Here is a 13,609-nt window from a genome sequence, read left to right as displayed (position 1 = left end):
CGAAGTGAGTGCTGGGGAGAATTTAAGTGAAAAGTAAAAAAATGAAAAGTGAAAAATTAAAAATTATCTTTTCTAAACTTTTCATTTTAAACTTTTAATTTAAAGGAATTGAAATGGATTGGGGAAAAGTTGTATATGTTTTTTTTCAGTTAATGAGTCTTACAAGTGTTGCAGGATTTTTGTATGATCATAATAAAGTTGCACTTTTTATTGCATTAAGTCTTAATTTGATTTCAACTATTCTAAAAATTGGAGTTAGAAATATAGTGGCAGCAGAGCTTTTTGCGGCAAGTTTAGTTGCAGACTTGCATTTAATTCCAGCATTTTTTTATCTTGAAATTAAAAATGACTTACCAGCAGCTTATGCAATGGCTATAGGGGCTTTGATTGCAAATATTGTGACAATTATTTTAAGCTTTATTGAAATAGCAAAAACAAAAGATACATGGGAATGATACTAATTTAAAGTATAAAGTGTAAAACTTGCCCGACCTGCGGAATCTGGTCTGGGTGAAAAATGAAAAATTTGTTATTTGTGTATTAGTTATTGGTGAATATTAATGGACAAATAACTAATATACAAATATATCAATTACTAAAAAAAGGGAGAGTGAATGAGAGAATATAATCCAAAAGTTATTGAAAAAAAATGGCAAGAAATTTGGGATAAAGAAGAAGCTTACGAGCCAAAAGAAGATTATACATTACCTAAAAAATATATTCTTTCAATGTTTCCATATCCAAGTGGTAGAATTCACATGGGACATGTTAGAAATTATTCAATTGGAGATGCAATTGCAAGGTATTACAGAAAAAAAGGTTTTAATGTATTGCATCCAATTGGATGGGATAGTTTTGGAATGCCAGCAGAGAATGCAGCTATAAAACATGGAGTACATCCTAAAAAATGGACTTATGAAAATATTGATTATATGAGAAAAGAATTAAACCGTTTAGGACTTTCGTTTAGCAAAAATAGAGAATTTGCAACATCTGACCCAGAATATACAAGATGGGAACAAGAGTTTATTATTAAAATGTATGAAAATGGACTACTTGAGAGACGTACTCAAAAAGTAAACTGGTGCGAGGTATGTCATACAGTTTTAGCAAATGAACAAGTAATTGATGGGTGTTGTTGGAGATGTGATAATGAAGTTGAGATAAAAGAACTACCTGGATGGTATATAAAAATTACAAAATATGCTGAAGAATTACTTAAAGATATTGATGAAAAGCTTAAAGGAAACTGGCCTGATAAAGTTCTTACAATGCAAAAGAATTGGATTGGAAAATCTAATGGGCTTAAATTTAAATTTAGTTTAAGTAAAAAAGCACAAGAAAAACTTAATAATGCTTTTGATGGATATGAAGTATTTACTACTCGTCCCGATACTATTTATGGAGTAACTTATTCAGCACTAGCTCCAGAGCATCCTATTGTAGATTATATGCTTGAAAATAAATTATTAGATGCAGAAACTGAAAAGAAAGTTAGACGTATTCGTTCAATCTTGCCAAAAGATAGACAAGCAATGGAAAAAGAGGGAGTTTATCTTGGAATTGATGTTATCCATCCATTAACAAAAGAATTAATTCCAGTTTGGATGGCTAATTTCGTTTTAGTAGAATATGGAAGTGGTGCGGTTATGGCAGTACCTGCTCATGATGAGAGAGATTTTGAGTTTGCAAAAAAATATAATCTTCCAATTAAATGGGTAATTAAACCGTTAAATTTTGAGATAAATAAAAATGAGGCATATACAGGTGAAGGAATCTTAGTAGAAAGCGCTGAATTTACTGGTATGAAAAATACAGAAGCTAAAAAGGCAATAATTAAAAAGTTTGAAGAACTAGGACTTGGAAACGAAGAGATAAATTATCGTTTAAGAGATTGGGGAATTAGTCGTCAAAGATATTGGGGCGCGCCTCTTCCATTTATAAAGTGTGAGAAATGCGGAATTGTGCCTGAAAAAATAGAAAACTTGCCTGTAACACTGCCAGAGGATGTTGAAATTACAGGAAGAGGGAATCCTCTTGAATCTCATCCTACTTGGAAATATACGAAGTGTCCAAAATGTGGAGGAGATGCTGAGCGTGAAACTGATACAATGGATACATTTGTTGAGAGTAGTTGGTATCAATTTAGATTTACAACAGATTTTAGAAAATTTAAAAATGTGCCATTTAGAAAAGAAGATGTAGAGTATTTTGCACCTGTTGACCAGTATATTGGTGGAATAGAACATGCTATTTTACACTTGCTTTATGCTAGATTTTTTACAAAAGCGCTAAGAGACCTTGGGTATTTAAATATTGATGAACCATTTGCGAAGTTACTTACTCAAGGAATGGTATTAAAAGATGGCTCTAAAATGAGCAAATCTAAAGGAAACGTAGTAGACCCAGATGAAATTGTTGAAAAATACGGAGCTGATACTGCAAGACTTTTTATTCTTTTTGCAGCACCACCTGAAGCTGAGCTTGAGTGGAGCGATAGTGGAGTTGAAGGAGCTTATAGATTTTTAAATAGACTATATCAAAATGCTGCTAAATGTTATAAAACAACTGAAATTCCAAAAATTGATATTACTAAACTTACTAAAGAAGAAAAAGAAGCTAGAAGAAAAGTTTATGAGACACTCAAAAGAAGCAAAGATACTTACGAAAAAACATTTGCATTTAATACTTTAATAGCAAGTGCTATGGAAGCTCTTAATGCACTTAATAAAATAGATAATAAGGATATTTATACAGAAGGTTATTGGGTGCTTATGAATGTACTAGAACCAATTATTCCGCATATAGCAAGTGAAATTAGTGAAGAGCTTTTTAGTAGGGAAAACTTTAAAGAGATAAAACTAGATGAAGATGCCCTTAAAAAAGATGAGATTAACTATCCAGTTCAAGTAAATGGTAAAAAAAGAGCAGAAATTAGTGTTAGTAGCTCAGCAAGTAAAGATGAAATATTAAAAATAGCAAAAGAAGCAGTAAGTAAGTATATTGATGGAAAAGAGATTGTAAAAAAGATAGTAGTCCCTGGTAGAATTATAAATATTGTAGTAAAAGGGTAAATCAATTGAAAATGGACAATGGAAAATGGAAAATAATTAAAATTAAAAAATTTTTTCTTTCATTGTCCATTTTACATTTTACATTTTATATTTTTGTAGTTGGTTGTGGATATAAGCCAAGTAGCGTATATCAAGATAAAATTTTAGGAGACAATATAAAACCTATTGTAGAAATTGATGTTGAGAGTCCTAGAGAGACTATTTTTTTAAAAGATGCAATTAATGATGCTATTTATACCATTCTTGGAAAAAATGTATGTGTTGATAACTGTAATACTAAAATGATAATAAATGCAAATTCTTCTTCATTTACACCACTTGATTATGATGAAAACGGATTTCCTATTCTTTATAGAAGTACTGTAGTTTTAAAAGTGAAAGTAATTGATAAAAATAAAAAAACTTTTAGTTATATTGTAGATGGAAGTTATGATTTTAAAGTTTCTACTGATTCAGTAATAACTGACCAAGTAAAACTTGATGCTTTTAAAAAAGCAAGTATTAATGCATTAAATAAACTTTTTGCAAAAATTACTAAAAATGGGACTTATAATGACAATTAATGAAATAGCAAAAAAAGCATTAAATCATTTTAAAAATAGAGGGTATATTTTTACACCAAGTGAATATGAAGAAGTTTTTTGTAAAATTGCTAAGCAATATGGTGTAATTATTGATGATTGTAATAAAGTTGCTAAATATTTGGCTAAATTTGATAGTAAGTATAAAGCAATTGCAACAAATTATAATATTAAAAACTTAGATGAACTGATATTATTTCTCGTAAGTTATTTAAATAGAGAAGATGTAAGCCGTGAAAAAGAAAATGTAGAACAACTTTTTTTATATATAAAAAGAGCTCTTGATATTATTGCAATTTTACCTATTACTAAATCAAAAAAAATTGCTTTAAAACATCTTGATTTTATAAAACCTTATCTTGATAAAAAAGAGTATGAAAAGTTAAGAGAGGAATGGATAGAATTTTTAGATAGGCAAGATTTTTCAATTGTTAGGCGAGGGGCTGCATATGCAGGAATAAAAAGTGAAGATGCATTAGAGGTTATTGAAGCTTTAATTAAAAAGCTTGAAGAAGGCCCTGATTTTAGCTATTTAATAGATAGTGTAATTTATACTCTAACTCCTAGTTATGCTCCTTTTATGAATGATGAAATAGCAATTTTTAAGAAGCAATTAAAAGAAGACACGAATATTATTTTAACGAAAGCATTTGCAGATGATCTTAGAGTACTTACTAATAAAAGAATAAAGCTTGATAAAGAAGAACTGAAAAGAAAATTAAAAGATATTGATCAAATAGCAGAAAGGCTTTCTATAAAAATTTTAAAAATTTTACAAAAAACTGATGGTTCTTCACAAGAGATAAAAGATATAAAAATTGAGCTTCAAAATTGGAGGCATGATGAAGAAGACTTTGAAAGTATTAAAGATAAACTTTTAAATATTGCAATTTCTTTAGATAAAGAGTTAGATGAGTTTAGTGAAGATATGAAAAGGGAAAATGAAGAAATTGAAAAACTAAAACGAAAAATAAAGATGCTTGAAGCAAAAGTAAAAAAACTTTCTCGCGAAGTAAAAAAGGATTATTTAACAAATATTGCTAATAAAAAAGCAATTATGGAAGAATTACTAAAACAAGAGAGCAGTTATAAAAGGTATGGGATTAATTATTCTATTGTATTTTTTGATATAGACCATTTTAAAAATATTAATGATACATATGGACATGATGCTGGAGACATTATTTTAAAAAGTTTAGGACTTTTGTTTAGGAGATATGCAAGATATGTTGATATGATAGGAAGATTTGGTGGAGAGGAGTTTGTAGCAATCTTGCCTAATACAGATAAAAAAGGTGCGTATAGATTTGCTGAGAAGCTAAGAATAATAGTAGAAAAAACTAAATTTATGTATAAAAATACAAGAATACATGTGACTATTTCAGGTGGAGTTGCAAGTAGAGATGAAGTAAACTCAAAAGAAGAATTATTAAAATTTGCTGATGAAAGGTTATATAAAGCAAAAAGAAATGGAAGAAATAGGATTTGTGCAGCATAAAATTAGTCAAATTAAGAAGGTAGAGCATGGATGTATTTGAATTTTTAGATAGAAAACCTCTCTTTTATAAAAAGATAGATTTAAATAGAATGCCAAATGCTTATAAATTGATTAAAGATAAACTTAATTTAACACCAATAGTTCATATAGTAGGAACTAATGGAAAAGGAAGTACCGGTAGATTTTTAGCGCATACACTTTTAAAAAGAGGTTTTTCAGTTGGGCATTATACTTCACCGCATATTTTAAAATTTAATGAGAGAATTTGGATAAACGGGAGTGATATTAGTGATGAAGAGTTAGAAGAAGTTCATTTTAGACTCCAAAAATTATTGCCAAAAGAAGTAAGCGTTGCACTTAGTTATTTTGAATATACAACTTTATTAGCGGCATTTGCATTTGAAGGACTTGATTTTGTGATTATAGAAGCTGGGCTTGGAGGAGAATTTGATGCTACGAATGTATTTAATAAAAAAACATCGCTTATAACTACAATTGATTTTGATCATCAAGCATTTTTAGGTAATACTATTGAAGAAATAGCAACTACTAAACTAAGAAGTATAGAAAAAGAAGCGATTATTGGGAAACAAATACATGATAAAATTGAAAATGTAAAATGTAAAATGGAAAATGAAGGTAAAATAATTTTTGATTATTTAGATTTTTTCGAAAAAGAAGAGATTGAGAGTTTAAAAAAAGAGTTTAAATTTGCACCATTTCTATTTGACAATTATCTGCTTGCAATGAGTTTTTTAAAAAAAGAAAACATTCCTTTTAGTATTAAAGATATAGATGATTTAATACTTCGTGGAAGGTTTGAAGAAATTGAAAAAGATTTATGGATAGATGTAGGACACAATCCGTTAGCAGCAAAAGCTATTGTAAATAATTTAAAAGAGCCTGTTTACTTAGTGTATAACACATACTCAGATAAAAATTATGAAGAAATTCTAAAAATTTTAAAACCTAAGATAAATACACTTTATTTAATCGATGTAAAAAATGAACGAATAGAAAAAAAAGAAAACATAAAAAAAGTTGCAAAAAACCTGGGAATTAAAGTGGATGATTTTAAAGAAGTTAAAAAACCAATGCTTGTTTTTGGAAGTTTTAGTGTGGTAGAAGAGTTTATTAAATGGAAAATTAACAATTGAAAATGGAAAATTAAGGAGAAGTATTGCAGGCAAAAGTATATGAATTTTTAAAAAATAAAAAAACAAATATCGTAACTTCAAACTTAAAAGAAGCATTAAATATTGCAGAAGTTTATAAATATTTAAATTTTCCAGTAGTTGTTTTTCCAGACTTTAGAGCAGTTTTAGGAGATGACCTTAGAAGTTTTAGAAAAGAAATATTTGAATTAAATAACGCTCTTTATAAATATTACAATGAAAATTGTTTTTTTGTCTCTCCTTTTTCAACTGTTATGAAAAAATTACCTGTTAGAAAATATTATCAAGATATAGTTATTAGTTTTGGAGAGGAAATAAATCTTAATAACTTAAAAGAAAAGCTTATTTTATGGGGATATGAAGTTGTTGATATTGTAAGTGAAAAGGGAGAAGTTAGTTTTAGAGGAGATATTTTTGATATTTGGCCAATAAATAGCGATAGACCTGTTAGGATTTCGCTTTTTGATGTTGAAGTTGAAAGTATTAGAGTTTTTGAAGAGACTACTCAAAAAAGTATTGAAGAGATTGAGAGTATAAAAATTATTCCAGCAATTGCAGCACTTAGTAAAGATGAATATGAAAAAATCCAATCTGAAATTGTAAAAAGTGAGTATGCAACCTTTTATAAAGATTTTTATTCTCTTGGTTTTTGGTATTTAGAGAGGAAGTTTTTAAATAATTTTGTATTGCTAAATAATCTGACTCAAGAGGTTGAGGAATACAGAGAGTTTTATAAGGAGTTTAATGATAATATATTAAAATCAAAAGTTATTCCAAATGGAAAATGCAAAGATATAAATGAAAAATTAAAAGTGAAAAATGAAAAATTATTTATAGGTGATATTGAATATAATGAAAAAACTCCTATTGAGATTTTGGCAAAAAATGATGTGTTGCTTAGAGAATATGAGTTAGAGGAGTTTATAAAATTAAAAGCACCTATTGTAAAATGGATAAGGACAACTGCAAGTATTAATATTTCATGTCCTAATAAAATCATTATATCTCTTAATTCTCCTGAGTTTGAAAAGAAAAGAAGGACAAATTTAGTTTTAGATGAGCTTAAAAAAGGAGACTTTGTAGTTCATATTGACCATGGTATTGGTAAGTTTATGGGACTTAAAAGAATGGAAGTTTTAGGAAAAACTGGTGAATTTGCAGAAGTTTTATATGCTAATGATAATAAATTATTGCTTCCTGTAGAAAACCTTGATAAGTTAGAAAGATATATAGCCCCAGGTGGGGTAATGCCAAGTCTAGATAAACTTGGAAAAGGAACTTTTGCAAAGAAACTTACAAAAATAAAAGAGAAAATTTTTGCAATTGCGGCAGATATTATAAAAATATCTGCTGAGAGAGAAATAACAAAACCAATTAAGCTTGATTTTAGTGGAGTTGATGAATTTATAAGTAGTGCTCCTTTTACTCATACAAATGACCAAAAAAAAGCAATAAATGAAATTATAAATGATTTTAAAACAAAAGTTATGGATAGATTATTAACAGGTGATGTTGGATTTGGGAAAACAGAGGTTGCAATGGTTGCTAGTTTTATTATTGCAAAGTCTGGTTATCAAGTAGCTGTGATTGCTCCTACTACGATTTTAGTTAATCAGCATTATGAGAGTTTTAAAGAACGTTTTTCTAACTATCCTGATATAAAAATAGCAAAACTTGATAGGTTTAGTTCAAGTAAAGAAAAGAAAGAAATATTAGAAAATGTTAAAAATGGGAAAACTAATATATTAATCGCTACTCATGCAGGACTTAATGTAGAGTATAAAAATCTTGGACTTGTTATTATTGATGAAGAGCATAAATTTGGTGTAAAACAAAAAGAAAAACTAAAAGCATTATCTTCAAAAACTCATACTCTTTACATGTCAGCAACACCAATTCCTAGAACTCTTAATATGGCACTTTCTCAAATTAAATCTATTTCTAGCTTAGAAGAAGCACCAAAAGGTAAACAAGAGACTAAAACTTTTGTAAAAGAGTGGGATGAAAATTTAATAAAAGAAATTATCCTTAGAGAAATCAGAAGAGGTGGACAAATTTTTTATATTTTTAATAATATAGCATATATCGAATTGAAGAAAAAAGAGATTCAGGAATTATTACCTGATATTAGAATTTTGATACTTCACGCAAAAATGACACCAAACCAAATAGAAAAAGGTCTTGTGGATTTTATAAATGGTAAATATGATTTGGCTTTAACTACTACAATAGTTGAAAGTGGAATACATATCCCAAATGTAAATACGGTAATTGTAGAGAATGCAGATAATTTTGGTATAGCAGATTTACATCAGATAAGAGGAAGAGTAGGACGTGGAAAGCAGGAAGGATATGCTTATTTTCTCGTGAAAGATAAAGAAAACTTAACTGAAGACGCAAAAAAAAGGCTTCTTGCACTTGAAGAAAACTCATTCCTTGGAAGTGGAGCAGTACTTGCACTCAAGGATTTAGAAATTAGAGGTGGAGGAAATATACTTGGGGCTGAGCAATCTGGTCAAATTAAAGGAATCGGATACTCAATGTATTTAAAACTTCTCGAAGATACTCTAAAAGAGATGCTAGGTAAAGTCCAAGAAAAAGAAGATGTTGAGGTTAAACTTAATATTAATGCATATATTAGCTCTGAAGTTGTCAAAGAAGATAGACTAAGGCTTGATTTATATAAACGTCTTTCTAAGTGTGAGAGCCTAAAAGATGTATATGAAATAGAAAAAGAGATGGTTGATAGGTTTGGTAAACTAGACACTCCTTCTCAAAATTTTATTGAGAAAATAAAAATAAAAGTTTTAGCTAGTATAAAAAATATAAAATCTATTTCAAATTATGGACAAAATATTTCTATATTTTATAAGAATGGAGAGAAAGAGTTTATAAAAGCTCCTGCTAAAGATGATGAGATTATACTTGAAACGATACTTAAGAAGTTGAAAGTGAAAAATGAAAAGTAAAAAGTTGTGGTATAATTAAGACCTAAATTTTCACTTTAAACTTTTAATTTTTTTTCTTTTGGAGAGTTGGCCGAGTGGTTGAAGGCGCACGCCTGGAACGCGTGTGTGGGTTAACGCTCACCGTGGGTTCGAATCCCACACTCTCCGCCATAACTTCAAATACTTCTTAAAGTATCTTTTTAAAAATCAAAGAGGCAAATGTCAGTCGTTTGAGGTTGCTTTTATAATACCAATTTAAATTTAAAATTATAAAAACATCTAAATAAAAAGTTTTTATTTAAAATTGGTATAAGAAGAAAAATATACTAAGTTTTATGAGTTATTTTAGTGATCTTTACATCACTTCCAAATATTTCTCTTACTTTTTGAATAACTTCTTGAGATTTATCATTTAAGATATTTTGATGGTTTTTTTGAGGTTTAGTAGTATTTTCTTTTGGATTTTTTGGGCATCTTACTACTTCTATTTGTGTCCCAATTCCAAATACTTCATTAATTAATGGTCTAATAACAGGAGAGAAAAACCTTCTAAACATTTGACGACATTCTTCATCAGGACAGCTTTCCCATTTTAACACACCATCAGAAAAAGATATAAATTTTAAGCTAGTTTCAAAACAAATTCCTAAATCTTCATCTTTTTCTTTTATTTTTGCTATAAGTTTTTTAAATAACTCTTCTCCACTTGGAGTAAAAATTTTTTCTTTAGGCTTGTAAGCATTTACATCAATTTGTTGTTCTATATTTTTGATTAAATCATCTATTTTATGAGGTTTTGTTGCTTCAATCATTCTAAAAAACATAAGAGTTAAAATAAATTCATTATCACTATGATATTTTATAAGCTCTTTTGTATCACTGAGAATATTAAAAAATCTTTGCATTGTAATAAGTGGTAAATTTCCATTAAATAATGCTTCTTTTAAATATAAAATTATTTCATCTAATACTAGTTCTATATCGTAATCTTTTATTTCTTTTATTATCTTTAGAATTTCTTTTTTATTTGAATTAAGGATAGAGTTAAAAATTCGAGAGATAATCTCAGGATTTATTACACCAAGCATCTCTACAACTTTATCAAGTGTTATATTATAGTTGCTATAAGCTATTGCTTGGTCAAGTAAAGTAAGTGAGTCTCTTACACTTCCTTTTGCTGCTTTTACTATAAGTCTTAGAGCTTCATCTTCAAACTTTACGTTTTCTTGTATTAGTACTTTTTGTAGATAATTTTCAATTGTTGCTTCTGGAATTTTGTTGAATCTAAAATGCTGAACTCTACTTAAAATTGTAGCAGGAAGTTTGAGAGGATCTGTTGTCGCCATGATAAATTTTACATAAAGAGGAGGTTCTTCAAGAGTTTTTAAAAGTGCATTAAAAGCTTCATTTGTTAACATATGAACTTCATCAATTATAAAAACTTTATATCTTCCAATAGCAGGTTTATATTTTGTGTGTTCTATAAGCTCTCTTATATCTTCAATTTTTCTATTACTAGCAGCATCCATTTCTATAATATCTATATGTCTATTTTCATTAGCAAGTTTGCAGTTTTCACATTCTTCACAAGGGCTAGAAGATATTCCTTTTTCACATTGAAGAGATTTTGCAAAAATTCTGGCTGTTGTAGTTTTTCCACTACCTCGAAGACCTGAAAATAAATATGCATGTGCTATTCTTTTTGACTCTAAGGAGTTTATGAGAGTTTTAACAGTTGCGTTTTGGCCAATTATTTGTTCAAATCTTTTTGGTCTATATTTTAAAGCAAGTACCAAAGGAAGCCTTTTTTAAAATTATATCAAGAATTTTGGAGTATTGCTTCATTTAGTTCATAAGCTATTTTTTCTTTTAGGGAATTTAATGAACCATCAAATTCTTCAATATTAATTTTACATTGAATAAATGTTTGTTTTTTTAAAAACTGTTTGATTTCTTTAAATGAGGATGCATTTAAAAAACTTTTTAGGAGTTCTTTGTCATGTGGATTATTTATTCTTGTTAGGAGTTTTTTCAAATATTTTTGTTCTTTGTTATCTAAAAACCACATAGTTTTTATGTTAAACACTATATTCCTTGTATCCTTTAAAAATTTATAAAAATTATATCAAAAAATTAATATTTGTTAAAGAGAGGTAAAATTTATGTAAAGAGAGTATATATATGAAGTCTGTCACTATTATTTATTGATGGTAGTGAGGGGGAGACTCGAACTCTCTTACTCTATATTTTAGTTAGTTTATTTTTGTTTGCAAAAGTATTGATTTTATGGGCTTTTTGATTTTTACTTTTTGCTTTGATATACTTTTAATATGCTTTTAAAGGGTATAGAACACGTAACCCAAGTCGTAACCCAACAAGGAAGAGACTTAGGGAGACAAAAAAACTTACTAAACATTAAAGGAGCAAAAAATGGCTATTAAACATAGCGAGTTTAAAGATATAGGACTTAAAAATATAAAGCAACATAAAAAAAATAAATTAAAATTTTTATTAGATTTTACTTATAATGGTAAAAGATATAAAAAGGTTGTTACATTGAACCTAAGACCTAATTGGACCCTAAAAGAATATAAAAAAGAGGCTCAAAAATTATTACAAGAATTTCAAGACGATGTAAAAGCAGGTTATAAAATGAATGATAACTTAAAAGTAGATGAATTATTTGAAATGTTTATCGAAAATAATCCAACTTCATCAGCTTGGGATAAGAAAAGAAAAGAAATTTTTAAGCGATATATAAAAGATGAAATTGGCTCTAAAAGATTAAAAGACATCAAACCTTTACATATCAGCAATATTATAACAAAAATGAGAAAAAAAGGATTATCAGCTAATACTCAAAATAAAGTTTTAGTAATTCTTAGACCAATGTTTGAATTTGCAATTAAAAATAAGCTCTTAAAAGAAAACCCAGCAAATGAAGTCCACATTAAGCAAAAAGATACTAAAAAAATCGTTACAGAAGCACAGGAAAAGCTAAAAGCAATATATTCAGCTATTATGGAACTATACTGTGATGACCCATTTTATAGAGCATTTTTCTTATTTGCTTTAAGTGGTAGAAGAAAAAGTGAAATACTCACACTTAGATGGGAAAATATTGATTTAGAGAATAATTATTATTGGATTGCAGACGCTAAGCCAAATGAAAATCAAAGATATGATTTACCGCCATTAATCAAATCTGCTTTATTAGAGCTTGGAGTTGAAAAAAAAGGCTGGGTATTTAAAAGTTTCACTAATCCAGAAGAACATCTAAAAAAGCCAGATAGACAAGTTGATAGAGTGAAAAAGTATCTTAATATGCCTGAGTTTAGTTTGCATTATTGTAGACATATTTTAGCCTCTGCATTGATAGAAAAAGGTATTCCAGCCTCAATAGTTAGTGGAGTTTTAGGACACAAAAACGCAACGACTATTAATAAGTATGTCAGTATTAATTACCATACCTCAACAGCCTTAGCTAATAAAGAGATGATTGAGATTATAAAGGATGAAGATGAATAAACCAATGTATAAAAGAGCTGAGATTGTTTGGATTGAATTTGGAGATTTATTAAAGGATATATCTCATAATGAATATTTAAGTAGAAATGATATTGCAAAAAGATATGGGATAAAAATGAATAAAGAGTTTGCTTATTATCATATGGGGTTAATTGTAACGCCAGAATATTTGAACGAAAAAACTATTTTAGTTATACCAATTACTACCAAAACTAATATTTATGAAGAAAAGTTGAAAAGAAATTATAAAAATCTTTATTTATTATCTAAATTAGATAATCCTTTTTTACAAAATGATAGTGTATTGCTATTAGACAAAATAACTCATATAGATAAAATACGTATTAAATATAATCAAGGCTTTTTAAGAAAAAGAATATTTAAAGAAGTAATCAAAACCTTACAAGAATTTTTAAACCCCTTCAAGGGGTAAACGATTGATAAAACCCTATTAAGGGTAAACGATAATTTTTATAATTATAAAGTAAATTTTAACTAATGTCAAACAAAAACAAATCATATGTTATAATATGCAAAAGAAAAAGGATACAAAAATGAAAAGGACAGAGCTTTATTTAGAAGATAATTTATACTTAAAACTTGAAAAACTTGCAAAAGAAAATAATGTAACAATATCAGAGTATATAAGCAACCTTTTAAAATCAAATTTTAAAAAAAATAAAGATATGGTTGGTGTCTGGAAAAATAGAAATATTGATTTAGATGAGATAAGAAAAAGTGCTTGGGAATGATTTTATTAGACACATTAAAAATATTAAATTATTAAAAATCTAAAAGGCTATAA

At 27.9% G+C, this 13,609-nt stretch carries 11 protein-coding genes and 1 tRNA gene; 10 read left to right on the top strand and 2 right to left on the bottom strand.

The genetic code is table 11. The features are described from left to right. The first annotated feature begins 113 nt into the window (after nucleotides 1–113). From ACYQ1U_RS05555 to ACYQ1U_RS05525, 7 genes are all read left to right on the top strand, one after another. On the top strand, nucleotides 114–455 hold the full coding sequence (locus ACYQ1U_RS05555) for a DUF6394 family protein (protein WP_459885167.1): 342 nt from the start codon (nucleotides 114–116) through the stop codon (nucleotides 453–455). A gap of 159 nt (nucleotides 456–614) precedes the next feature. Beyond that, nucleotides 615–3,074: a leucine--tRNA ligase gene (leuS, locus tag ACYQ1U_RS05550; protein WP_459885165.1), complete on the top strand. Its 2,460-nt coding sequence runs from the start codon at nucleotides 615–617 to the stop codon at nucleotides 3,072–3,074. A gap of 11 nt (nucleotides 3,075–3,085) precedes the next feature. After that, complete coding sequence (locus ACYQ1U_RS05545; protein ID WP_459886405.1) at nucleotides 3,086–3,637, top strand: hypothetical protein; 552 nt, start codon at nucleotides 3,086–3,088, stop codon at nucleotides 3,635–3,637. Next, nucleotides 3,627–5,153, top strand: coding sequence for a GGDEF domain-containing protein (locus tag ACYQ1U_RS05540; RefSeq protein ID WP_459885163.1), 1,527 nt, complete (start codon nucleotides 3,627–3,629; stop codon nucleotides 5,151–5,153). Before ACYQ1U_RS05545 ends, ACYQ1U_RS05540 begins: the two co-directional genes overlap by 11 nt. Before the next feature lie 26 nt (nucleotides 5,154–5,179). Then, a complete protein-coding gene (locus ACYQ1U_RS05535; RefSeq protein WP_459885161.1) occupies nucleotides 5,180–6,310 on the top strand; it encodes a bifunctional folylpolyglutamate synthase/dihydrofolate synthase in 1,131 nt (376 codons plus the stop codon). 23 nt (nucleotides 6,311–6,333) lie between these two features. After that, on the top strand, nucleotides 6,334–9,297 hold the full coding sequence (mfd, locus tag ACYQ1U_RS05530) for a transcription-repair coupling factor (RefSeq protein WP_459885159.1): 2,964 nt from the start codon (nucleotides 6,334–6,336) through the stop codon (nucleotides 9,295–9,297). 60 nt (nucleotides 9,298–9,357) lie between these two features. Then, a tRNA-Ser gene (locus ACYQ1U_RS05525) sits at nucleotides 9,358–9,447 on the top strand. Nucleotides 9,448–9,602: 155 nt separating this feature from the next. Here ACYQ1U_RS05525 and ACYQ1U_RS05520 read toward each other — a convergent pair. Continuing rightward, nucleotides 9,603–11,072, bottom strand: a complete 1,470-nt coding sequence (locus ACYQ1U_RS05520; RefSeq protein WP_459885157.1) for a DNA polymerase III subunit gamma/tau — start codon at nucleotides 11,070–11,072, stop codon at nucleotides 9,603–9,605. A gap of 23 nt (nucleotides 11,073–11,095) precedes the next feature. After that, the gene (locus ACYQ1U_RS05515; protein WP_459885156.1) at nucleotides 11,096–11,362 is read right to left on the bottom strand and encodes a hypothetical protein; all 267 of its coding nucleotides are present in this window, start codon (nucleotides 11,360–11,362) and stop codon (nucleotides 11,096–11,098) included. Nucleotides 11,363–11,706: 344 nt separating this feature from the next. Here ACYQ1U_RS05515 and ACYQ1U_RS05510 point away from each other — a divergent pair, with 344 nt between their 5' ends. From ACYQ1U_RS05510 to ACYQ1U_RS05500, 3 genes are all read left to right on the top strand, one after another. Beyond that, a complete protein-coding gene (locus ACYQ1U_RS05510) occupies nucleotides 11,707–12,804 on the top strand; it encodes a tyrosine-type recombinase/integrase (protein WP_459885154.1) in 1,098 nt (365 codons plus the stop codon). Continuing rightward, nucleotides 12,797–13,237, top strand: coding sequence for a type II toxin-antitoxin system PemK/MazF family toxin (locus ACYQ1U_RS05505; RefSeq protein ID WP_459885152.1), 441 nt, complete (start codon nucleotides 12,797–12,799; stop codon nucleotides 13,235–13,237). Before ACYQ1U_RS05510 ends, ACYQ1U_RS05505 begins: the two co-directional genes overlap by 8 nt. Before the next feature lie 121 nt (nucleotides 13,238–13,358). Continuing rightward, nucleotides 13,359–13,556, top strand: coding sequence for a hypothetical protein (locus ACYQ1U_RS05500; RefSeq protein WP_459885150.1), 198 nt, complete (start codon nucleotides 13,359–13,361; stop codon nucleotides 13,554–13,556). Nucleotides 13,557–13,609 lie beyond the last annotated feature (53 nt).

The sequence above is a fragment of the Caminibacter profundus genome (assembly GCF_054657155.1).
This window is presented reverse-complemented; position numbering and strand designations above follow the sequence as displayed.